Source organism: Flagellimonas ulvae, assembly GCF_049333175.1.
Taxonomy (GTDB): Bacteria; Bacteroidota; Bacteroidia; order Flavobacteriales; family Flavobacteriaceae; genus Flagellimonas.
The window spans coordinates 249,154-272,733 of sequence record NZ_CP186325.1 but is presented as its reverse complement, the minus strand read 5'-3'; the positions used below and the strand labels follow the sequence as shown (position 1 = coordinate 272,733).

The 23,580-nt window shown below is 39.8% G+C and carries 15 protein-coding genes and 1 pseudogene; 1 reads left to right on the top strand and 15 read right to left on the bottom strand.

The features are described 5' to 3' along the window. Positions 1-118 precede the first annotated feature (118 nt). From ACOKFD_RS01250 to ACOKFD_RS01225, 6 genes are all read right to left on the bottom strand, one after another. The gene (locus ACOKFD_RS01250) at positions 119-2,521 is read right to left on the bottom strand and encodes an immunoglobulin-like domain-containing protein (RefSeq protein ID WP_422859593.1); all 2,403 of its coding nucleotides are present in this window, start codon (positions 2,519-2,521) and stop codon (positions 119-121) included. Between the two features lie 24 nt (positions 2,522-2,545). Further along, positions 2,546-3,394, bottom strand: coding sequence for a glycoside hydrolase family 16 protein (locus ACOKFD_RS01245; protein WP_422859592.1), 849 nt, complete (start codon positions 3,392-3,394; stop codon positions 2,546-2,548). A gap of 29 nt (positions 3,395-3,423) precedes the next feature. Continuing rightward, positions 3,424-4,851, bottom strand: coding sequence for a glycosyl hydrolase family 16 (locus ACOKFD_RS01240; protein WP_422859591.1), 1,428 nt, complete (start codon positions 4,849-4,851; stop codon positions 3,424-3,426). Between the two features lie 12 nt (positions 4,852-4,863). Beyond that, on the bottom strand, positions 4,864-8,052 hold the full coding sequence (locus tag ACOKFD_RS01235; protein ID WP_422859590.1) for a glycoside hydrolase family 2 TIM barrel-domain containing protein: 3,189 nt from the start codon (positions 8,050-8,052) through the stop codon (positions 4,864-4,866). A 295-nt stretch (positions 8,053-8,347) separates the two neighbouring features. Further along, positions 8,348-11,140, bottom strand: coding sequence for a LuxR family transcriptional regulator (locus tag ACOKFD_RS01230; RefSeq protein WP_422859589.1), 2,793 nt, complete (start codon positions 11,138-11,140; stop codon positions 8,348-8,350). Between the two features lie 172 nt (positions 11,141-11,312). Next, positions 11,313-12,965, bottom strand: a complete 1,653-nt coding sequence (locus tag ACOKFD_RS01225; protein ID WP_422859588.1) for a solute:sodium symporter family transporter — start codon at positions 12,963-12,965, stop codon at positions 11,313-11,315. A 560-nt stretch (positions 12,966-13,525) separates the two neighbouring features. Here ACOKFD_RS01225 and ACOKFD_RS01220 point away from each other — a divergent pair. Then, on the top strand, positions 13,526-14,005 hold the full coding sequence (locus tag ACOKFD_RS01220) for a hypothetical protein (RefSeq protein WP_422859587.1): 480 nt from the start codon (positions 13,526-13,528) through the stop codon (positions 14,003-14,005). 182 nt (positions 14,006-14,187) lie between these two features. Here ACOKFD_RS01220 and ACOKFD_RS01215 read toward each other — a convergent pair. From ACOKFD_RS01215 to ACOKFD_RS01175, 9 genes and pseudogenes are all read right to left on the bottom strand, one after another. Further along, positions 14,188-14,863 (bottom strand): annotated as a pseudogene (locus ACOKFD_RS01215) (bifunctional 4-hydroxy-2-oxoglutarate aldolase/2-dehydro-3-deoxy-phosphogluconate aldolase). 9 nt (positions 14,864-14,872) lie between these two features. After that, a complete protein-coding gene (locus ACOKFD_RS01210) occupies positions 14,873-15,919 on the bottom strand; it encodes a PfkB family carbohydrate kinase (protein WP_422859586.1) in 1,047 nt (348 codons plus the stop codon). A 94-nt stretch (positions 15,920-16,013) separates the two neighbouring features. Continuing rightward, positions 16,014-16,778, bottom strand: coding sequence for an SDR family NAD(P)-dependent oxidoreductase (locus ACOKFD_RS01205; protein ID WP_422859585.1), 765 nt, complete (start codon positions 16,776-16,778; stop codon positions 16,014-16,016). Between the two features lie 30 nt (positions 16,779-16,808). Then, positions 16,809-18,110, bottom strand: a complete 1,302-nt coding sequence (locus tag ACOKFD_RS01200; protein WP_422859584.1) for an MFS transporter — start codon at positions 18,108-18,110, stop codon at positions 16,809-16,811. A 209-nt stretch (positions 18,111-18,319) separates the two neighbouring features. Next, positions 18,320-19,021, bottom strand: coding sequence for a FadR/GntR family transcriptional regulator (locus tag ACOKFD_RS01195; protein ID WP_422859583.1), 702 nt, complete (start codon positions 19,019-19,021; stop codon positions 18,320-18,322). Between the two features lie 156 nt (positions 19,022-19,177). Continuing rightward, a complete protein-coding gene (locus ACOKFD_RS01190; RefSeq protein ID WP_422859582.1) occupies positions 19,178-20,164 on the bottom strand; it encodes a polysaccharide lyase family 7 protein in 987 nt (328 codons plus the stop codon). A 12-nt stretch (positions 20,165-20,176) separates the two neighbouring features. Beyond that, positions 20,177-21,091, bottom strand: coding sequence for a polysaccharide lyase family 7 protein (locus tag ACOKFD_RS01185; protein WP_422859581.1), 915 nt, complete (start codon positions 21,089-21,091; stop codon positions 20,177-20,179). Positions 21,092-21,123: 32 nt separating this feature from the next. Further along, positions 21,124-22,098, bottom strand: coding sequence for a PKD domain-containing protein (locus tag ACOKFD_RS01180; RefSeq protein ID WP_422859580.1), 975 nt, complete (start codon positions 22,096-22,098; stop codon positions 21,124-21,126). Between the two features lie 40 nt (positions 22,099-22,138). Beyond that, positions 22,139-23,575, bottom strand: coding sequence for a RagB/SusD family nutrient uptake outer membrane protein (locus tag ACOKFD_RS01175; RefSeq protein ID WP_422859579.1), 1,437 nt, complete (start codon positions 23,573-23,575; stop codon positions 22,139-22,141). Positions 23,576-23,580: the final 5 nt, after the last annotated feature.

The following is a 23,580-nucleotide window of genomic DNA, read 5'->3' as shown; positions in this document are numbered from 1 at the left end:
TCAAATAGTTACTATTCAATTATCCAAGAGGAAACCAAGTTTTTAGTTTAAAAAGGCCGAGTTAATAGGCTCGGCCTTTAGTTTAACTAAACAAATGGAAATGTCCTTTTTGTTTTTCTTATTGGACAGTTATATTATCTATATAGTATACACCATCGGCAGCAGGTGGGTCAGTTTCCGCACCATTGGGATCATCCTGATTGTCATCTGGTTTTATGACAAGATAATTATAGTAATCCGTTTCTGCGCCTGGGTTTGGAGTAAATGTGACCGAAAGTTTTACCCACGTATTGGCATCATTGCTTCCAAGTGTGGCAAATTGGGGAGGGGGATTACCAAGGTTTGGAACTGGTACAGGGTTGGTGCCCAACTCGCACCTGAACGTAATGTCATTCAAGTTAGAATAGACTTGGAAAGTCACTGTTATTGAATTTCCATTGAACTGTCCTGTATCGAATCCAGCCGAATTTTGGAATCCACCAAAGAAATCCGCCGTAGTTGGCTTATCTACTCGAAGTACTGTGGCTGAGGTATTGATTCCGGTAGCTGAGGGATTATCTGCCAAAACAGCTGTAACACCTCCAAAAGTACTATCAAAACCTACACAATCTTCAAAACCCACAGGGAGTGTGGATGCTGGGCCCGTTGGCGCACTTCCAATGGTACAACCGCTGCCTCCTCCACCTCCACCAGAGGTATCACAAGTAGCATTAAAAGGAACAGTAGCGAGAGTTCCCGGAGCATTCATACTCCAATTGCCACCGAAAGAAACCTTGCTCCATAATATATTGAACTCAACATCGTCAGGTACTTGGCCTCCATAGAAGAATTCACCGGCCCATACTCCAGGTGAGACTTCAGCAGGTGCGACGGAAATTCCTGGAACAGGAATCCAGTCTCCCGCAGGGAAGACTAAATCATCTACTGGGTCAGAATCCGCAGATTCGATTTCTATACGCATAGTTTGCGCATCTACATTAAACACAGATATAGAAATATCTGATCCAGCATCTCCACCAAAGGCCTGTATTTGGGTCTGACAAAAAGGACTAGTCGTATCAACCGTTACATTCACTGTTCTTGTGACCTCTGTAGCAGCGTTACCTGCAGCGTCCATAACGTTATATGTAATGGTATAGGTTCCGGCTACGTTGGTATCCACAGTATCGCCACCAACCATAATGTTTGCTGTAATATCTCCATCAACGTTATCGGTAGCTGTGGCGCCTGCATCAACATAAGCTGGATCGCCCACATTTAAGTCTACAACTGCATCTCCTGTTAGTGTTATCACTGGTGGTGTTGTATCCACACCTCCTGAACCACCTTCTACCAAGGAGACATTATCCAGAACAACAGTACCTACTGCTGCCCCCATGTCAAATAGTACTCGACTATCTGCACCGCCAAATCCGGTAGCTGAAAGCTCTAAAGTGAAAGTTTGCGTTTCCGTTGTCAAATCAACAGTTTCAGTACTACTGGTAAAGGGATCTACGCTAAGACCAATTCCAGCAATCATAGTTCTTGCCCTATCTGAAGACGCATCAAAGGTCAAAATGTAGTTTGTTCCCTGGGTAAGTTCTAAAACTTGGCTTAAGTTCACATTAAAGGCAGGACCCGCAGTTTCTACATTGGCAAAATTAAAGTTGTTTCCATTATCATCTGTCTGCACGTTACGTGCATTTCCACTCCATGGTTCAGGTCCATCCGCAAAACCTCCGTTAACTAGTAATCCGCCATCAAAACCTCCATCTCCACCTACAACTAGCGATACGTTGTCTATCACTACGGTTCCAACTGCAGCTCCCATGTCAAAGAAAACTCTACTATCTGCACCACCAAAAGCGGCGGCCGAAAGTTCCAAAGTGAAGGTTTGCGTTTCTGTTGTTAAATCAATAATTTCTGAATCACTGGTAAAGGGATCTACGCTAAGACCAATTCCAGTAATCATAGTTCTAGCTCTATCGGAAGAAGCATTAAAGGTCAAAATGTAGTTTGTACCTTGAGTAAGCTCCAAAATCTGGCTCAGGTTCACGTTAAAGGCATCACCCGCGGTTTCTACGTTGGCAAAATTGAAGCTATTTCCTCCCTCTGTTTGAACATTGGCGGCATTCCCGCTCCAACCTTCCGTTCCATTTTCAAAATCCCCATTGGCTAGGAGTCCACTATCAAAAGGTGGTGGAGCATCCGGCAAATCTATGGTCAATTCGTCAGTAAACGTACTAGACGCTCCTGCCGAATTTGATGCTGTTAGCGTTACGGTAAAATTACCCTCAGCGAATGTCTTAGTTGGGTCGATTTCTGTTGATGTAGTCCCATCTCCAAAATCCCATTCAAAAGAATCTGCATTTTCTGAAATGTTGATAAAGGATACAACCCCTGTGTTTTCAATCTGTGTTTGTGTAAAGGCCGCTACCACTTCAGGTAGTCCATTGGCATCATCATCATCTTCACACCCTAAAAAGGATATGGCCAAAATGATAAGCGAAAGGATTCCGGCTTTGTTAAGTAATTGTTTCATTTTTATAGAAGTTAGTTTAGTATTTTAATTTTCGTAAACCCGCACGTAGTCAACTATCATCGTTTGGGGGAATTGGGTTTCTGCATTTGGAGGACCAACAAAAGTTCCGCCAACTGCTACATTCATCAATATGAAAAAAGGCTTATCAAACACCCATAGTCCCTCGCCATCGGTTTCTTCCTCCACATCTTCAGGAGTAAGTTGGTTATAAAGCACATCATCAACATAGAAGTTGATAAAATCTGGACCCCATTCTATTCCAAAAACGTGAAAACCCGTATCAAAACGATCATTTTCCAAAGTAAATTCCTTAGAAATGGCGTCTCCTCCATTGTACCCTGGACCATGGATACTACCTACAAGAACTGAGGGTTCTTGTCCTCGATATTCCATGATGTCGATTTCTCCGGCTCCTGGCCATGGATTTTCGTCAATATCCGCTCCCAGCATCCAAAAGGCTGGCCAAATTCCTTGTCCGAAAGGCAATCGAATTCTGGCTTCAAAGCGACCATATTGCTGCTCAAATTTATCTTTGGTAATCAATCGGGCCGAGGTATAGGCCGATTCCTGAAATGACTCTTCCCGTGCCGTAATCAGTAGTACACCATTCTGTACTTGCACATTTTCAGGTCGGTCCGTGTAGTATTGCAGCTCTTGGTTTCCCCAACCGTCAATACCAGTACCAATGTCAAAACTCCAAAGTTCTGCGTTTGGCGCTCCCTCAGTATCAAAATTTTCGTCTAAAACTAAATTGGTAAATGTAGCCACTGTCTGTGTTTCATCTGTTTCACAACCGGATATAACGCTCATCACAATTACCCCAAGGCACATTAACGTTATTGATTGTATTGTTTTACTCTCTAAATATTTCATAATCATTTTTTTCGATTTTAAATCCAACATCATTCCGTGAAAAAGTAAATGTTATCGAATATGAAGTTTGGTCCCCCGGCCAAGATGAGTGCTCCAAGATTGTTTCTTTGAGCGACTAAATCCCCGTCCAAAGGAATTTCAACCGAAGTCCACTGTCCTGGTGTCAACCCACTTATCAAGAATCTCCGGTCAACATCATCCCCATCAGGTAATCCTGTAAAAGGATTTGTTTCCAATACTTGGTTAGCACCAACATCCCTAATTTGTACATCAACCGAAGTGGACTCTCCCAGTGGATATACATCAATATTAAGCGTTGTACGATCAGTGCCGTCAATGGTATTATTGAAGACTATCCCTGTAAAGTTATTGTTGGAGTATATCAGTACCTCATCACCATTGTTTGGAAAAAGTTGAAAGCTAGTTGTAGACCCACCAAATGGAGGTTCAAAGTTACTTTCTACGGCATTGGTGTATGCATTACTGAAAATGGAACTAACATCTGCTGCCAATTCTGTGGGGGACGGCGCGGTCGGCAAAACCCCATTAGAAGTGATATCCACTGAACCCGATGCCGCAACATTAGCCAATTGTGCTGTAATGGAAGTATCACCTGCTCCAACCACTAAAATTTCACCTGATTCATTCACTATTGCCACTGAGTTATCGGATGATGTGAAATCGAAATATGCAGGAGCTGCTATAACCGTTTGATTGATACCAGAAGCTAAATTAAAGGTTTGGGTTAGACCTATAATCTGAAACTCTAGACCATTGACGGCTGGAGCGACAACATCCTGTCCAAAAAATATTGCTGGACTTGGTTGGGCTACCGTACCTAGTTTTTCAAAACGCAACTCATCAATCCAAAACGTATATCCAAACCCACCTGTACTCTGTGAACCAGCGGAGAAAAAGAACATTCCTCTTTCCTGTACCAATTTAGATGGGTCTGGTATTGGAATAACAATCTTTCTCCAATCTGTGGACAAACGTATGTTTTGGGCAATTACCGCAAACTTGTTTTCCTCAAAATCAGTTCCAAAACCTACCTCACCAATGGTTGCCGTTGTAGAACCCTTGACATAAAAGGTCAGGGCATCAAATCCTGTAAGATTTCTACCATCCCCGCGATCCAAGAAAATACCTCCTATGAAGGCACCATCTGGGTCGTCTGGTGCAGGAACATCAATCCGTATGGAAGATGTACCCATAAAAGCAACATTATCATCCGTACCAAAACCTTCTGGATTTGCAGGGTTAGGACCCGCAGGGTCAAAAGAATCGAAGAACTCATCCGTAAGCCCTACCGGTGCATCTGTAAATATGTCCCCATTGTTGTTAAACGTGGCAAACTGCACATCATCTGAAAAGTCTCTTTCGCAACCTGAAAAAATAACAATACCCAAGCTCAAAAGAAGTATAAAACGTATGTTGATATTTTTATAATTTTTCATTTCTCAATCTTTTTATTTACCAATGTTGATGTGTACATAAGTCATGATCTCCCATTCACTACCATTACCAAATCCAACAGGGCTTATAATGGGTTCGGTTGCAAACTCATCTGCTACTGCATTTGGTGAGAACCTAGGTGAGAATTGATCTAAAGACCTCCATGTACCACGTATTCCTATCTGGGTATCTGGTAAAATGAACCAATCTGGTTTACCCAAAGTGGTAGAGAGATCCAACATAAGTTGTAATGGGAATGTTAAGTTAAAATCCCTATGATAATCATATGGCCCCCAATCATTTACCCGTACATGGGTTGAAAGCCTGTACTTCTTATAAATCCCTCTTATTTCGCCTCCAAAACGTTTAATCAACCTATCACTGTCTCCATTACCTTGTCCGTTACCGTAGTAGAAATTTCCAATAAGGCCCAATTCTGGATTTATTTTAGAAACCATTCTTGAATGGATTTCCCATAAATCTTCCGCTGGCGCCGAAGTAGGAAATGCAAAGAATTCCCTAGCTGCATTGAAACCAATATGTGCGTCCATGGTAGTGGGAAGGTGGCGATATACAAAGCCAAGGTTCATAGCAAACTTTGCATCTTCCGCTTGGTCATTGTCCCACTCATACATCCATGTGCCTGGTGTAGGGTCAAAAGTCAATAATATTTCACCAGCCGTAGTCTCACGATTCCAACGTACTGCAAAAGGATCATCTATGATATTACGCAAACGTCCGGGTCCTTGTACATCTTGAGGAATGGCTTCAACCAGTGGTTTTTGCCACATAAAATTCGGTGCTATTTGAAATTTACCCGTAGCAAATGTCAATCCTGACAAGACACTGGTGACGTTTCCACTTCCTGTATCCCTTAATTTCCATCCTGTAAAAGTCATGGTTTGGTCTGCACCGCCATTGGCAATCAATCCCATAGCTGATGCTTGACCATACCAATTGAATTTTCCTCCTTCATATGTGATTTTAAATTTTCCGCCCCAGTTGTCACTAGCTCGAATTCTATCTTCGAAAACCACATAATCACCTGGAGTACCCCTTACATCTTGAAAAGAAATGCCGTTTAATGGACTACCTGCCCAAATCCCTCCAACATGAAATCCAAATTTTCCGAACTCTCTTTCAACTGCAATGGAAGCTCTTTCTGTTGGCCATGGTGGAATTACACCACTACGCAGTTGGTTAGCATCAAGGACACGACGACCATTGTCATCGAGAACCACGTTGGTTTCAAAATCTCTATGATAAATACCTGTTACATCAAACTTTCCAATATGTTTTTGATACTTGAAGAGCATGGTTGGGTTTGCTCCCCACCATAATTGTGGACCTACGGCAACTTTCAACCCTTTAAGAGGTCCCTTTCCATCAATTTCCGCACCTAGAATTTCACCGTTATAGATATCTAGGTTTGGTCCATAGTTGGCTTCCGGATAAAATCCGAAAAAGTCGCCTTCGTATCCCCAGTGGTAGTGTCCGGTTCTATAGAATCCTCTTAAATCGAATTCTTTTGCATTCCACTCAAATTCGGCCTGATATACTCTAATCCTATTGACATCCGATACAACAACATCACCTTGGTTGGTACTTACATCTATGGGACGTGAGTTGTTCTCATAAAAAATCTCATTAATTGGATTTTGAGCTACATTTCCAACAACGTTGAGGTTCACCTCTGCTCTCATGTTAGGTGCAGGATTTCCTTCAACTCCAATAAAATAAGACTGCAAATGGTCAAAGCCTAGTTGATTTGGAAAGGTATTTGGTTCATCCGGGTCTGGTGTATCTGGCGTTGTGATAAGGCTACCACCAGTGCTAAATGTTGCGAATTTTGCTTGAAGGTTACTTATACGAAGTAAGTTACTTTGCTCACCTTGTAATGCCGCTTTATCTCCACGAGCCTTTAATACTGCGTCCATCAATTCGATATTATCAAAATGATTCTTCACGAATTCCAAATTCACCCCATCGGCATACGGGTTCAATTGATGCGCCTCTTTTAGCGCATAATAGGCGGCACGTGGATAAAGTTCATAAAGCCCTCTTGGATTGGTTTGACCCTTGGCACATATACCAAACCATTCTTCGTTCATGTTGTTTGCTCCCGGTGCTGCCAAGTCCCTCGCATAACCTCCATTGGACCATGAAGCATTGTTGTCATGTACGTCTGCATTTTCTCTATCATCAAAACCAAACTTCCACCATCCATCACTAAATTGAAAAGTAAATCCTCCTAGTGAGTTTCCTACTTTCCCAAGACCAGCGGCATTTTCATAGATTTCCTTCCAATTTTCTACCATATAATAGGCTTGGGAAAATTGGTCTTCCTTGTTTTCAATAGCATTAAAGGCATCTGCTCCAAACTCTGTAAACATTACAGGTTTATCCAGTTTGTCCTTTACCACTTGGAACATGTCCCCAAAAGAAGCTCCACGATATGTATTGGTACCGTAGATATCTATATCTTTACATTCTTCCGCAACAATGTCAATAAAAAGTACATCCCCGTTGCAAATTGCCACTGGGTGGGATGAGTCCAATTCCTTCATTTTCTTAGCCACTTCATTCATCAGCCTGTACATTGGCCTACCCCTGCTTTCACCTACAAAGTTGATTCTTCCTTCATCATCTGGAAAGTCTTCAGTTTCTGCACCTGCCCAAAACAGTCCATAGTTGTTTTCATTACCCAATAGATACAGCAAAAGTCCAGGGGTATCTTTGTATCCCTTAACCAACTCTTCCATTTCGGTCATTAAAAACTCCATGGTTGTTGGGTCATCGTAAATCGTTACAGGTGTCCAAACCCCATTCAAAGTCAATCCATACCTTCCAAAGGGATGATTTAGCATGGTATAAATACCATAGTTCTCGTAGATGTAGCGAATCCATTTGGCAGGTACACCGGTATACTGTCTAATTACATTGACACCCATGTTTTTGAGCAATGACATCTCTGTATCAAGACCTGCTTTGATAACATCGTCTGGTTTTTTCCAAAAGGCAGCGTTCACTGTATTGGTGCCAATCGGGATATAATCCCAATTCATTCCATTCATCATGAAATCTTTTCCATTGACAACCAATTTCGTACCCTCCTGATTCTTTACAACTGATACTTGATCCGATTGGGAATACATACCAGTTACAAAAAGAAAGAGCAGTAATCTTAGCAATTTGTTTTTCATAGTGTAGTTTAGTTTTAGTTCAGCTCCCAAGATGCTATGCTTTATATGTCCTTTTGAACTTCAATAGTCCTTAAAGCATTTTTAGCCATCTTCGGAAGGTTAAACATATCTTAAAAAAATAGGAACGCCCTAAAAAACACCTTTACAAAAAATATACATCGCAAAAAAATGTATGTTTTTTTGTGAATTTGATAAAATCCCTTGGAATTAAAGGGTTTGAGAGGTAGGAATAACAAGAGGGCATTTCTTGTTAAAAAGGGGCTTGTATAGGTATTGTTGAGGTAAAATAAAAGAGCTACAAGGTTAGGATGTAGTTCACAAGGTTGTCATCGTGTTCCAATCCCATTTTTTTTCGCAAACGATATCGCTTGATCTCCACACTTCGTGCAGAAATATTCAATAGGGGAGCTATCTCCTTAGATGAAAGATTGAGTCTTAGGTAAGCACATAGTCGTATATCGTTCGGAGATAAATTGGGATGTACTTTTTTCAGTTTCTTTAAAAACTTTCTATCCGCATTATTGAACGCTTCTTTAAAGAGCTCCCAATCATCATTTTGATTTAGATTCCGATCTATAATATCTATAATCGGTTTTACAGATTCTTTTTCTTTTACATTGCCCATAAGCTGTTCTTTTGCGCGTGACAAAAGTTCATTTTTCTTTATAATGCTCATGGTAGAGGCAGCTAACTCATTACTCTTGCTCTGAAATTCTTTCTTGAGTTGCTCGTTTTTGATTTGTACGATTTCCTTCTCATTCTGAACTCTGGCAAGTTCTATTTGGCGTTGGTTTTCCTCAATTAGTTTATTTTGTCTTCTATGGTAATAGCCTTTGTACAAATTATGAATGGCAATACCCATAAGAATTGCACCCAAAAGGTAGACAGCAAATAGAGCATTCGATAAATACCATGGCCTAGCTACAGTGAAGGAATAAGAGGCAGTATTAGTCGACAATGTATTTCCCACTCTTGACCTTACTCTGAAAGTATAGTCTGAAGAAGGTAGGTTTTTAAAAAATACTTCGGGGTCACTGGACCAGTTGCTCCATTCTTCATATAAACCTTCTAGTTTGTGTTGATATTGAGGTTTTAAGAATTTATTGTACTCCGTTGTATAATATGTGATCTTAATATTGTTTTGAGTATCTTCAAACTTACCTTCTTCTCTTTTGTCCTGAATACTTTCCTTTTCTTCAATATCGGTAGCGAGTATTTGTTCAATTTCTACTTTGAACTCCGCTCTTTTAAGGTCACTGATTGAAACTGTAAAGTAACCAGAATTGTTTCCGAATAGATACGTACCTGAATTGGTAACCGAAATATTCTCATAACCTACAATTCCATCCCTCATATTCTCAGTTAATGGAATTGACTGAAGCCTCGGAATACCATCCAATTTTCCTTCAACAAAATATCCAATATTGGAATCCGTTTGAACCCATAAATATTCATTGCGCTTGTCAACCACGAGTTTTCCTGATACATATTCACTTTGGGAAAAGGCCAGACTTAAAATACTATCCTTTACAAAAGTTTCCTTTTGAGCATCGTAGCCCGAAATACCGTTTTTAGAAGCGTAGAGCAGTTGACCTTTATATTTTACCAAACCAGAATTGGAGCCTTTCAGTACTGTGTCTACTTCCACCCTATTGGCAAAGGCATAAGAACTATCCGTCTTTATTTTAAACACCCCTTTGTATTCATGATTTACAAAGATGTCACCATTATGTATTTCAACATATCTTGAAGAATGGTCAAATCCCTGAATTTTATTTTTAAGTTGCCATTGTCCCCGATTATTATCCAAAACATACAGTCCATCATAGTTTCCTTGAAGTAACAGATTTGGATAGTCTTCTATTTTTCGCACGGTCCATGTACCTTGAACGCTTGCAATTTTCTGCGCTTTATCATCCTTTATTAAAAAAGTTCCTGTGTGATGCCCACAAAATAATGTTCCATTGACTTCATTTAGAGACCAAACTTGGCCTTGGGTACCAGGTATCAAAGTAAAATCAGATAGGTCCCCTTCATTTTTATAAAATAGTCCCTGGTTAGTGCCTAAATACATAAAATCTCCAACAACTGCGGTGGTATACACACTACCTACTATACCTCTTTTATCCTGGTATACCCGAAATGGTGATTTTAGGTCAACATAGCCAATTCCATTATCCAATCCCAACCAGAGATTGCTTCTAACATCTTCGAACAGGGAAAGGACGGTATTGTTTCTTAATCCGTTAATTTGGCTGATATAATGCAGAAGGTTGCCATTCTTGTCCAAATGTATCAGTCCATGTGATATTGTTCCCAAGGCTAGAGTTCCATCCTTCAATTGCAGACTGGTGTAGACACTCACATCTGAAAGCAATTCATCCGCACTTATCCCCCATTTCACCAACTTTTTATCATCTGATTTGAAAAAACCATTATCCCGTGTCAATACCAAAAATTCATTCTCTTGACGAAAAATGCCAACAACTTCATCTTCTATCACAGTTTTATCGTCGAAAACCAAGGAACCTTTTCCGCTTTGTATTTTAAAAATTCCCTCGTTCTTCTTTTGAAAATAAATGTTCTTGTCAACACTAAAAAGGCTGGGTACCGAGGTTTCAGAATCTATGTGATAAATAGAACCGTCCTTTAAATTATAAATATAGATTCTTGCCAAGGACTGGAAAACTACCCAATCTTCTATTTCCCAGATGCTCCAAAACTCTTCATCCGGTAAAAAATCAACCTTTATTTTATTAGAAAGTGAAGTATAACGAAGTATTCCAAAATTATCTTTTTGCCAAAACCCAAATTCCATGTAGGCTCCGGAATAAATTCTATTTCCAACAGCTTTTACCGCTCGTATTACCGTTTCGTTCGGAGAAGGATATTTGGCCCAAGAGGAGCCATTGAATTCAACCAGACTTTTGTTATTGGCAATGTAAATTAGATTGTTCTCAGATTGCGTAACGGACCAATTTTGATTTTCACCATTATAATCAACAGGCGCATAATTTTGAATAGGTGGCAATTCTTGGGCAAAAAGACTAAAAGAAAAAAGAACGGATAAAAACCTTAAATACTTCAATACGCAAAAATTATTCTCTTATAAATATAGAATAAGTAGCATGAAGAAGATTCAAAAAAGAAGTGTCTTCTTCTTGCTCTTAAACTTACCAGTCAATGCTTTTCATAACCCAATAATTCATTCGTAAATGCTGGACCTATCCAGAAAATACGACTCTCCATCAGTACTATTCTTAAAAAATAAAGTAGGTTCCGAGAACAAGCAAAGTAATTACAGCTCCTGCAAGTAGGGCATATTTCCATGGCTGTATGTCTATTTCGTCCGTAATTACCTCCTCTTTTGGTGTTGTCAAGGGTTTCAACTTTCCAACCAACAACATAATACCTACGTTAATGACAAAAAGTATACCCATAACATGCAAAAAATGAGGGTAGGCTTTGGCCTCAATAATACTAAGTTGTTTTGGGTCGGTTATTCCATTAGCAGCAGCTTCAGCTAGCGCTGAATCAATCATCATAGGACTAATTACAAACTGACTTATCAAATACATCAATACACCCGCTGTTAATACAATCTTTGCTCCCAAAGCTGGAACTTTTTTGGTATAAATACCAACAACGACCACAGCAAAAATAGGAACACTCAAACTGCCTAATGCTTCTTGAATGTAAGCAAATAAGCTATCCGCAGAAGCAATAAAAGGGGCTATACAAACGGCAACCAGAGCTAGAACCAAACCAAAACGCTTTCCAGCCTTCACCGCTTGCAATTCCGAGGCATCTTTTTTGAAAAGTTGTCGGTACAAATCAAAGCCAAATAAGGTAGCGCTACTATTCAACAAACTATTGAACGAGCTCAAAACCGCCCCAAACAATACAGCTGCAAAAAAGCCCAACAAAGAAGCAGGCAACACCTTCTGCACCAATTCTGGGTATGCTAAATCTGCATTTGCCAAATCGCCATCAAAAACGTGCCAAGAGATAACGCCGGGCAGGACAACAATAGCGGGAATCAGAAATTTGACCAAAGCAGCCAGCATGACACCTTTTTGACCTTCCTTTAAGCTTTTTGCACCAAAAACCCTTTGTAGAATAGATTGATTGGTGCCCCAATAGTACATCTGAGCCAGTATCATACCGGTAAATATTGTTCCAAAAGGTATGGAGGAGTCTACCTCACCCTGTAGCTCAAATTTTTCTGGGTGATTCTCCCAAATGGTAACCAACCCTTTCCCAATATTTCCATCTCCAACCAGTTTTAAACCAAAGTAAGGAATCAAAATACCGCCTATAAGTAACCCAATGGCATTGATAAGGTCAGAAACGGCAACTGCTTTTAATCCACCGAAAATGGCATAAATTGAACCGATGATTCCTATACTCCAAACGCATAGCCAAATTGTCTGATTTTGAGTTAAATCCAAAAGACTTGGTAGGTCGAACATTGAAGAAAATGCTAAAGAACCTGAGTATAAGATGGTAGGAAGCAAAACCAATCCATATGCAAAAAGGAATAAAATTGAAAGTATAGCTTTGGTCTGTTGATCAAATCGATTTTGAATGAACTGCGGTATCGTGGTTATACCGGAGCGCATATATTTTGGCAAGAGTATCAATGCGGTTAGTACCATTGCAATGGCGGCCAAGGTCTCCCAAGCCATAACCAAAATTCCTTCAGTAAATGCCTGACCATTAAGTCCCACAATTTGTTCTGCTGATAAATTGGTCAGAAGTAAAGAACCTGCTATTGTAATTGCCCCAAGACTTCTGCCTCCAAGATAATACCCCTTAGCAGATTTTTCGTTGGTAGATTTTGTAGCAAGCCAAGAAATAACGGCCACAAGTAGAGTGAATCCCAAAAAGGAGATAATTGATAGACTATTCATATAAAGTTTAGTTAGTAATTGGTTGCTAATTAAAACAGGACATACCTGAAAAGCGGGAGATAAGTTACATTTTTTTTGACGGATATCTTGTTATGGACTACTTTTTTAAGGTTTAAGGCATACTTGAAAAACTGCTTTTATCATTTAAAATTTGGCACCATCCTAAAAATTGAATATCCGTCAAACATATAAAAACAAGATAGCCCAGATGTCCTGAGGCTTGAATATGAAGGTGTTTTTACAACTTAACTTTTAGTCCTAATCCCTTTAAGTGTCTGTAAAGTTTTTGAAACCAGAGATTGTAGCCCTTCAAAATCCTGTTTTTCCAAAAAAATTACACTGGAGACTCAAAATAGAGTAAACACAAATTCTACAAAAATCAATGGTTTTTTTGGTATTTTCAGTTACCACCGGTTATAAACTAGCGTTAGCGAGGGGCGGTCAGGTTCTTTGCCGAGTAATTGTGCGAATGATAGAGGATTTGCATAAAAACACCTTTTGTTTTCCAATGATTTCTATTTTTGATTTCCCCCGAATCTATTAACACTAAAGATGAAATTATGAAGAAAGTGATTTTAGTATTTGGGGTTTTCGGTGTGCTGTCTTCGTCGCTCAAGGCCCAAGAAGGAGGTTATTTTTCAATGGAATGGGGATTGCTACAAGTAGATGGCACCCTTTCTGAAAATTCTAATCAAGGTTTGTTTACGTATACCAAATTTACTGGTGACCATTTTGGTTTTCAAGGAGGTGTTGGTATGGCGGGTTTTGACAACAGAGACTTTGTTAATTTTGAAGCTTCTGCGTTGTATGCCATAGCCAATAAGAGAATTTGGACTTTTGCAGGACTTGGGGCCAATGACATTGCACTGACACCGGTTCCTTTGGCCGGTATTCGAATTAATGCCCTTCGAACCCAAAATTTGAATGTATATACTGGGTATCGCCATCTATTTCGGCAAACTTCCGAGGGATATTTTAGTTTGGGAGTTATGGTTTCTTTACCAGCTAAGACCAGATCCTCTGCTGTCGCCAGTCTGTAACTGGTGGTTTCAGCAAGAGTGAGCCATAATAACATGTTATTGTAAAGCCACAGCGAAAGTTGTGGCTTTCTTGTGAATTCAAACTAAGAACAATGCATTGACTAAAGTTGTGTATGAGCCACAACTACAAATTCCATAATCTTTCAGGGATTTACTTTGTTTCCTTTGCTACGCTTTTCAACTTAACTTTTTACTCTAATCTCTTGAATTATCTGCAAGGTTCTTGAAACCAGAGATCTCAGCCCTTCAAAATCCTGTTTTTCCAGAAGCTCCTTGGAAATTAGCTTGGATCCCATGCCCACGCAAACAACCCCTGAATTAAACCATGCTTCAAGATTAGACTTTTCAGTACTCACTCCGCCTGTGGGCATAATGCTGGTCCAGGGTTGTGGTCCTTTTATTGCTTTAACAAAACCAGGTCCATAAGTTGATTCCAGGAAATAGTTTAATGATTTCACATCCTAATTCCTCTGCTCTGTTAATCTCTGTCAACGAGCCACAACCCGGAGACCATAAAACTTTTCTTCTATTGCAGGCAATGGCTATGTCTTCCCGAAGAGAGGGGGTAACTATAAAATTAGCCCCCATTTGCATAAACAAAGAAGCTGCAGCTGCATCTGTTATAGATCCAACTCCCAGTATCATTCCAGGTAACTCTTTTATTGCGTATTTATTTAATTCTGAAAAGACCTCAAAAGCGAAATCTCCCCGAGCAGTAAATTCCATGAGGCGTGCTCCCCCATCATAACAAGCCTTTAGAGCTTGTTTTCCAATAGCAACATCCGCATGATAGAACAGAGGAACCATTCCCTGCTCCGCCATGGTTTTTGCTACTTCTATTCTTGAATATTGTGCCATAAGAAATTTTTACCGGGCTACCCTTCCGGAAGCATCACCACTCATTAATTTTTCAACTTCAGGTACCGTTACCAGATTCGCATCTCCTTTAATAGTATGTTTTAGGCAGGATGCTGCAACTGCAAAGTTCAAAGCATTCTGGTCATCTTCAGGGTATTTTAATAGTCCATAAATCAATCCTCCCATAAAGGAATCGCCGCCACCCACACGGTCTACTATATGTGTAATTTGATATTCTGGGGACTTGTACATGGTCTTGCCATCATACAATACACCGGCCCATGTATTATGTGAAGCTGAAAGAGAGCCTCTTAAAGTGGTAATTACCTTCTTAGCCTTTGGGAATCGTTCCATCATTTGCTTGCAAACCGATAGGAATGCTTCCGCTTTTACATGCTCTCCCTGAGTGGTAATATCCAATCCTTCTGGTTTTATTCCAAAGTGCTTTTCAGCGTCTTCTTCATTTCCAAGTACGATATCGCAATACGCAGTAAGCCCGGACATGATTTCTTCTCGTTTTGCATCATCACAATACTTCCAAAGTTTAGCTCGATAATTTAAATCCGTCGATATGGTCACTCCCATTTCACTAGCTACTTTGACCGCTTCAAGACAGACATCAGCAGCTCCTTGGGAAATTGCCGGTGTTATCCCAGTCCAATGAAACCATTCGACATCAGCAAACACTTTTTTCCAGTCAATCGTACCCTTTTCTATTTCGGACATTGCCGAATGTGCTCTATCGTATACTACCTTGCTACCTCGAGACACTGCACCGGTCTCCAAGAAGTAAATCCCAAGACGATCTCCTCCATAAATTATCTTATCTGTGCCCACTCCCCTTTTACGCATTTCCATAAGGGCACAGTGTCCAATATCATTATCCGGAAGTCTGGTTACAAAGTCAACCGGAACCCCATAATTGGCAAGTGATACCGCTACGTTTGATTCGCCACCACCATAAATTACATCAAAACTATTTGCTTGTGAAAACCTTAAGAACCCCTGTGGGGCCAATCTTAGCATGATTTCCCCAAATGTGACTACTTTTTTCATTTATTGATTGTTTTTAGTCGATTTTGTAAGTGCCAACTGGATGTTTTTCCTTTCTTGATTCGCATATTTTACCGACGCTTGCTACTTTTTATAATCAAATACCTAAAGCTTGCCCGCCTCCAATTTGAATAGTTTCTGCGGTAAGGAAGGCAGCATCTTCACTAACCAAAAAAGAAATTACCGATGCAACTTCTTCTGGTTGTCCCAAACGACCCAACATAATATTGTTTTTCCATGAAGCAAATACCTCAGGTTTAGTGGACTTAATCTGTTCATGGAATGGTGTATCTATAGTTCCTGGAGAAACTGCGTTTACTCGAATACCATACTCGGCAAGGTCTTTTGCCAAAGCTCTTGTCAATGTATGTACCGCTGCTTTTGATGTACCATAAATACCAGCTCCTGGACCACCTGCATTCCATCCTGCATTTGAGGTGTAATTAATAATGGTTGGATTCTCTCCTTTCTTCAAAAAAGGAATAGCAGCTCTTGAAACAAAAAAAGTGGAATCAAGATTTAGGGCCATTACTTTTCGATAAAACTCTGTGGTCATCTCTTCAAAACGAGATCTTCCGCCAAGACCACCAGCATTGTTTATGAGCGCATCTATTTTACCATATTTTTCACCTATTTTGGTAACGCTGGCATTAACTGCATTTTCATCAGTAACATCAAATCCATAATATTCCGCGTCAATACCTTCTGAAGTGAGTTCTTTTATCCTTTCCGCTCCTTTTTCGTCCTCAATTCCGTTTAAGATTACCGTATAGCCGTCTTTTCCCAATCTTTTAGCAACTTGGAAACCGATACCCCCGGTTGCTCCTGTTATTAAAGCTATTTTTACTTTTGAATCACTCATTTTATTTGTTGGATTTAGTTTTAATCTATTCTAATTATGTTCTTTTAATGGTTCAATTTTTGGGCACAACAACCAGACACTCGCCATAGTGATAATCGCCAATGCTGCACCAATGACGAAAGCAGGTGTATAGTTTCCTCCCGATGTCAGCCAAGGCACCAATGCAGTCAGCCCAAAGGCTCCTAACTTTGCCGCCATTCCTGCCAAACCAGCTAATGTTCCTACTGATTTCCCACCCAATAAATCACTGGGTAAGGTCTGTACGTTCCCGATGGCAACTTGAAAACCAAATAGAATTATTGCCATTAACATCACAGCGGTTTCAGGTCCACCCGGATTTGCCATTGCCAATAATGTAGGTAGCATTATCAAACAACCCAATGTGATGACCAGCTTACGGGTTTTGTTTACGGTCCAGCCTGCTTTAATACGGTTTTGCGCTAAAAGTCCTCCAAACCAAGCTCCTATCATTGCACCTACATAAGGTACCCAAGCATAAAAACCAATGGCTTTTACATCCATACCGTAAACTTCATTAAGATATATGGGTATCCAGAAAATGAACAACCACCAAATGGGGTCAATAGCTGCTGAGGCAATAATGACACCCCAACTTTCTTTGTGGGACAGCATTTTACCAGTTGGGGGATTATACCCTTCATCCTGAACTCCATCCCCATCCTTGTCTTGGTTCTGTTGTCCGGTCAAAATATACTCACGCTCCTCATCCGTGATCCAAGGGTGTTTGGCAGGTTTCGATTTTACAAGAATCCACCAGGGAACCAACCAAATGAGTCCCAACAGGCCAACCAGAATAAAAATATAGTGCCAACTGAAATAGACCGATAACAATCCGATAGTGGGAAAGGCCACAATTCCGCCAATTGCTGCTCCAGAATTGAATATGCCTTGGGCAAAGGCCCGTTCTTTAGTTGGAAACCATTCCGCATTTCCTTTAGCAGCTCCTGGCCAATTTCCAGCCTCTGCGATTCCCAACAACGAGCGAAAAATAGAAAGGCTCACCACTCCTTTTGCGAAGGCATGCAACGCCGTGGCCAAGGACCAAAATCCTATGGACAAGGTAAAACCCAATCTTGTTCCGACCTTGTCAAAAATCTTTCCAAATATAGCCTGACCAAAAGCATAAGAAAAGATGAAAAAAGTAGAAATCAACGCATAAATGCCCTTTCTTTCATCTGAGGTTTTATCTGGGTAAAGCTCCTCGGCCATATCTGGCCAAAGTACTGGTAATGCCTGTCTATCAATATAATTTATGACAGTTGCCAACGCAATAAGCGTTATTATCCACCAACGTAAGCCTTTAAGTTTCATATTTTCAATGGTCTAAGGGTTTGAAAACCCATTTAAATTTGGATATTCTTAATATTAAAATCCAAGCCAGTACAGTAGAAACTAAATGAAATGCCTACCAATCCTCTTGTTAGTGGATTACTATACTTCTTTTGTTAAGCTCTACTTCCCTCCTTATCATTGTTTATACGATGAAAATGAAGCGTGCATTTCCATTTTCACCTACATTCCTAGGTATTGTAGCAATATTGATACAACACTTTGAAATGAGCTTTCATCTTTTCTTTGCCTCTTTTGGGGTCACCATCTTTAATCGCTTCAAAAATCTCTCTGTGCTCCTCAATACCCTGCATGGATAGATTTGAGTCGCAAACATGATACTTTTCAAAATTTGTTATGATTTCTGGTGTTATTATCAGCATAAACGTATTCATGGTGACATTTTTACTTGCTTTAGCAATAGCTAAATGAAAAAGTAAATCCTCCTCTACCGCGCTCTCTCCATTCAACACCTTTTTCTCATAAGCATCCAAGGCATCTTTCATGTTAATCAAATCTTCATCCGTTCTGCGTAACGACGCTAGCTTAACGGTTTTCAACTCAAGTAAAATCCTTGTTTCGACCAAGGACTTGAAATCAGGGTCTTCCAATCTCAAAATGTCATCCAGCATTCCACTCATGGCCACTCTACCAATATTGGCTATGAATGTTCCACTTTGCGGCCGAGATTTTAAAATTCCGTAAAATTCCAGTTTTTGAATTGCCTCTCTAATATTACTACGACTTACCTGAAATCTTTCAGATAACATTCGTTCCGAAGGCAACTTATCTCCTGGCTCGAGATTTTTATATTCAATGTAATCCCTCAACTTTGAGATAATTGATTGTTGAATATTGTTATTCTCGTTTTTAGTCAAAATTTCTACTTTCATATCTTAAACCAGATTGGTTAACCAGATTGGTTTGTTAAATTTAAAAAAATCTTTCAACAAATAATATGTTAGTTTGGCTTTTTTTGGATAAAAAGGGCCATTGATATCATTTATTATCAATAGCCCAGTAAATAACTAAACTAACTCTAAATATTCCTAATGATTAACTTCAAGTTCATAAATCTTCACCTTCGCAAAAGCCCCTTCATCTGTAGTCTGTAAATAGTTTCCTGCCTTAAAGTAATTTTCAAATACACCCCATTTATCCATGTCCTGGCTATTGAAAACAACGGTCTCATCATCATTCAGTATTACTTCCATACGCCCTTCACTTGCCTTTACTTCCAAAGAGAACCTATCAAATCCTACTTCCTGACTAAAATTAAATCCTTCATCATCTGTCCAGGCATCAGTATACAACAGCTCTGTGCCAGAGGTATTGACATCTTTCAATACTTTACTCTTGACCCTAATTATTCCATTTTGCCAATAAATCTTAAGTACTGGAGGGGCATTGTTGTCGTCCTCCCCTATCAAATCCCTTTGCTCATTGGTAAGCCTCCCATGTATTTGCATAATGATGGTGCGATGATATTTACCATCTTGATCTTTTGATATTTCTTCCATAGCCATTACACCTTTCATGGTACCTCCCTGGACAAAAGTCCAGTTTGTGCTATTACTTCCTGGGACCATTTGTTCCCGTAATTCTGTTCTGGATCTTGAAGAATTGGGGGTAGTAACTCCGGGATATGTATAAAACACCAAAGAACCATCTAATGAATCATTGTACATAAAAGGTAACAAAGTCTCGTTCGTTGCGTACTGCAAAATCTCAGGTGGTTCCACTTCTGTGGGTTTGCCATTATTTCCAATGGGAAGGGTCACTTTCCAATTGCTTAGGTCTATATTGGGCAGAACCAAAGAGTCATTTTCTTGTTCTTCAGTTTCTTGATTCGTACCCCCTTCACTGTTTTGATTGTCTGAATTCTGATCATCTTCACTCTCAGATGAAGTACTATCTTCTCCAGTAGTCCAAATGAGAGGTTCCTCTTCGTTTGTATCATTCTGGCTACATGCTTGAGTCAAAATGAAACTACTTATCAATAGGATAAAATAAAGAGTTGATACATTATTTTTCATGGGGAATACAGCTTAATGAGAAACCTCTAATTCGTAAAGATTGACTTTGGCAGATGCTCCTTTATCCCTAGTCTGGAAATAATTTCCCACTTTAAAATAGTTTTCAAAAACGCCCCATCTTTTCATGCTCACGTCGTCGTAAACAAAGAATTCATTCTTGTTCAACGAAACCACCATTTTTCCTTTACTCACTTTTACTTCTATAAGAAATTTACCCGTGCCTACTTCCTCTTTGAAGGTTCTTCCCTCGTCATCTCCCCAAGCATCTTCATGCAAAATACCTTCGGCTGAAATACCTTTTTCTTTAAGAACCTTGGTCTTGACCCTAATCTTACCTTCTTTCCAATAAACCTTCAGGATAGGAGGAGCATTATTGTCTTTTTGTCCTATTAAATCACGTTGCTCATTGGTCAATCTACCATGAATTTGAACCACAATGGTTCGATGTGGTTTTCCATCAGAATCTTTCGTGATTTGTGGTACAGACATTTTTGCTTTTAAATAACCTCCATCTGCAAATGTCCAGTTCACATTATCATTTCCCGGTTCCATTTGTTCCCGAAGTTCGGACCTTGAGTATTTTGTATTTGCGGTAGTTGCCTTGCTGGGAAACGCATAGAATACCAAAGCTCCTGCGCTCGAATCATTATATATGTACGGCCTTAGGGTCTCGTTATTTGCATAGTCAAGTATTCCTGGAGGGCCAACACTTATAGCCCCTCCCTTACCACTGCCCTCGGGTATGGTGACCTTCCAATGGTTAAGATCAACTTTTGGCAACCTATACTTTTTCTTTTTTTTCTTCTTTTTACGGACTTGGGTCGAAACATTTTCAGCGCTATCCGAACTCTCTTGTGTCTGTGCCAAACAGAATTCCGAAGAACAAAGAAGAAATACTGTTAAAAAGGTTGCCAAAAGTCTAATCATGTTGATAGTGTATAATTTTCGAACAATTGAAATTAGTTGACAGCAGTAATGATTACAGAATCTACTCTAATTTCCTCATCCCCACTTGCATAGCCGTAACGTGCAAAATCTGCTGGGTCTTCTGGACCAGAATTCCCTATTCCACGTATGAAGAGCGCCACGCTATCATTTGCCCCTGCATTGAAGGTAAAAACATAGCTTCTGATGTCACCACTATTCGGATTCTCCACGACTTCAATTGTTAAATTGTTATCAGCATCTTCAATTTGTGCTACTGTATTATACCCAAATCCGCTTTGTGGAATTTCGGTAGTTTCAGTAAAATAAACAGGTGTGTAACCGTCAACATAACCTTCACCGGCCAAAACCCTTATTTCCAAAGAACTTGGAAGGTCTCCCGCCTGATCCGATTGAAAAAGATAAGGTATCTCAACTCTGTATTCTGCGTTTGGAACAACTGCAAATTCCTGATACGCATGATCTGGTTCAGCATTATCCAATTTTAGAACATCCGATCCATCAACACTACTGGATTCCCCTTGTTCGCCTACATCTGTATTTATCCATCCAGAACATGTGCAATCGGAACCCGAAGATTTTGGTAATCTATCAAAATCAACATTTAGCAATACAGGATCAGGAACAGCAGGTGCTTCTGGTTCTATAAGTTCAATTGTTTCTGAATAAGTAGCTGTTTGATTTAAAGCATCTGAAATCGTTAAAGTCACTGTAAAAGACCCTTCACCAGCATATGTGTGAACCGGATCTACTTCTGTAGATGTGGTCCCGTCACCCAGGTCCCAAGTAAAGGTGGTTGCATTGCTAGACTGGTTGGCAAAACTAACTTGGGTAAAGGTTTCTATTTCAACCCCATTCGTAAATGTAAAAAATGCATTGGGTGGTGTCTCATCTTGGATTGAGTTTGCCTCTGGTAATTCTTCGATAAAATCACAAGAGACAAAAACCATAGATAATATCAGAAGTGATAGGAGACTTGTTTTCAGCATCTCTATTTTATTTGAACTATTTTTTTTCATAACACTTTTATTAATTAGGATATCCTGGGTTTTGTTCCAATAACCCTTGACTTATTGATATTTCGGCTGCTGGAATAGGCAATAGAAGTTCAAAAGCCTGAAAATCGTGACTATTTGCTGCGGAGAATTCAGATAAGACTTGCTGAGCTACTCCAAACCTTTTCAAATCTAGAAAACGGTGATTTTCAAAAGCCAGTTCCACTCGGCGCTCATTCATTAGATCTTGCATGGAAATCTCAGTTACCGGGTCTGTTAGACCAGCACGATTTCTCACCGCTTGAAAGGATTCAATTGCCGCAGGTGCAGAAGTAGTCATACCACCTGCTAAGATTGACTCGACATGCAATAGCAATACATCTGCGTATCTTGTAACTATCCAATCGTTTCCTGCTATCCTTGGGTTAGCCGGAGCAGAAGTCACACCAACATTTTCATCCACAATAGGTAAAAATTTAACCGTTTGGAACAATCCAGGATTTCCGGGGTCTTCCCTAAACGAAAACTGACCTCTATTTCCTCCAAAGGCATCAAAAGCAGCTACAAGCTCTGCCGTAGCATAGTTTGACCCTGTACCTCTTCCTACAGCATCTAAAAATTCTGCTGAAAAACCTTGACTGTCATTAACATTGGTGTCATCAAAACCGATTGAAAAAATAGTCTCGCTATTGTCTTCGGTATAGAATACATCCAAGAAATCTTCCTCAAGACTATAATTACCGCTATCAATGACTTCTTCCAATAATCGTTGCGCTTCCAAATAATTGATGCCCAAAGTGAGATACACTTTTGCCAAAAATGTTTGTGCTGCGGCTTTAGAAGCTCTGGTTCTGAAACTATTGTCCAAATCACTAGCAACAGCAAACTGTAAGTCTTGCAGAATTAGGTCGTAGACCTCATTTTCTGGCACCCTTGTGAATGCAATTTCTGTTTCATCCGGAAATATTACCCTATCCACCAAAGGAACCCCCCCATAAAAACGAACTAAATTGAAATAGGCATAGGCTCTTAAAAAGCGTGTCTCTGCCTCAAACTTGTTTGCGTTTTCCGCGGATGCATTCTCCAAGTTCTCTAAAACCACATTGGCATCAAAAATAATCCTGTACATACTTCTGTAGTAGGTAGTAACCGCAGCTGTTTGAGGGATTACCGTAAATGTCTCAAATTCAAATCCTTGTGGAGAACCACTTTTAGTCCTTGCATTATCACTAAGAACTTCTCCCATTTGATACTCAATCTGAATACCTAAAAATGGGTTGTTGAAACCACCATCACCCTCCAGAGGGTTACTTCCTTGCAAACCATCATATATGTTTATGATTCCAGACAATATTTCATCGTCGTCGTTGAAAAAATCATCAATAGTTGTTGCATTTATTGGTTCAGGATCTAAATCGCAGGCACTAAAAACCAGGCCTAAACTAAGTACTAATAGTTTTATATGTTTCATGAGTC

Excerpts from the sequence above, each read along its gene's own strand:
- ACOKFD_RS01250 (WP_422859593.1), bottom strand. The coding sequence starts at position 2,521 with ATGAAACAATTACTTAACAAAGCCGGAATCCTTTCGCTTATCATTTTG.
- ACOKFD_RS01245 (WP_422859592.1), bottom strand. The coding sequence starts at position 3,394 with ATGAAATATTTAGAGAGTAAAACAATACAATCAATAACGTTAATGTGC.
- ACOKFD_RS01240 (WP_422859591.1), bottom strand. The coding sequence starts at position 4,851 with ATGAAAAATTATAAAAATATCAACATACGTTTTATACTTCTTTTGAGC.
- ACOKFD_RS01235 (WP_422859590.1), bottom strand. The coding sequence starts at position 8,052 with ATGAAAAACAAATTGCTAAGATTACTGCTCTTTCTTTTTGTAACTGGT.
- ACOKFD_RS01225 (WP_422859588.1), bottom strand. The coding sequence starts at position 12,965 with ATGAATAGTCTATCAATTATCTCCTTTTTGGGATTCACTCTACTTGTG.
- ACOKFD_RS01220 (WP_422859587.1), top strand. The coding sequence starts at position 13,526 with ATGAAGAAAGTGATTTTAGTATTTGGGGTTTTCGGTGTGCTGTCTTCG.
- ACOKFD_RS01210 (WP_422859586.1), bottom strand. The coding sequence starts at position 15,919 with ATGAAAAAAGTAGTCACATTTGGGGAAATCATGCTAAGATTGGCCCCA.
- ACOKFD_RS01205 (WP_422859585.1), bottom strand. The coding sequence starts at position 16,778 with ATGAGTGATTCAAAAGTAAAAATAGCTTTAATAACAGGAGCAACCGGG.
- ACOKFD_RS01200 (WP_422859584.1), bottom strand. The coding sequence starts at position 18,110 with ATGAAACTTAAAGGCTTACGTTGGTGGATAATAACGCTTATTGCGTTG.
- ACOKFD_RS01195 (WP_422859583.1), bottom strand. The coding sequence starts at position 19,021 with ATGAAAGTAGAAATTTTGACTAAAAACGAGAATAACAATATTCAACAA.
- ACOKFD_RS01190 (WP_422859582.1), bottom strand. The coding sequence starts at position 20,164 with ATGAAAAATAATGTATCAACTCTTTATTTTATCCTATTGATAAGTAGT.
- ACOKFD_RS01185 (WP_422859581.1), bottom strand. The coding sequence starts at position 21,091 with ATGATTAGACTTTTGGCAACCTTTTTAACAGTATTTCTTCTTTGTTCT.
- ACOKFD_RS01180 (WP_422859580.1), bottom strand. The coding sequence starts at position 22,098 with ATGCTGAAAACAAGTCTCCTATCACTTCTGATATTATCTATGGTTTTT.
- ACOKFD_RS01175 (WP_422859579.1), bottom strand. The coding sequence starts at position 23,575 with ATGAAACATATAAAACTATTAGTACTTAGTTTAGGCCTGGTTTTTAGT.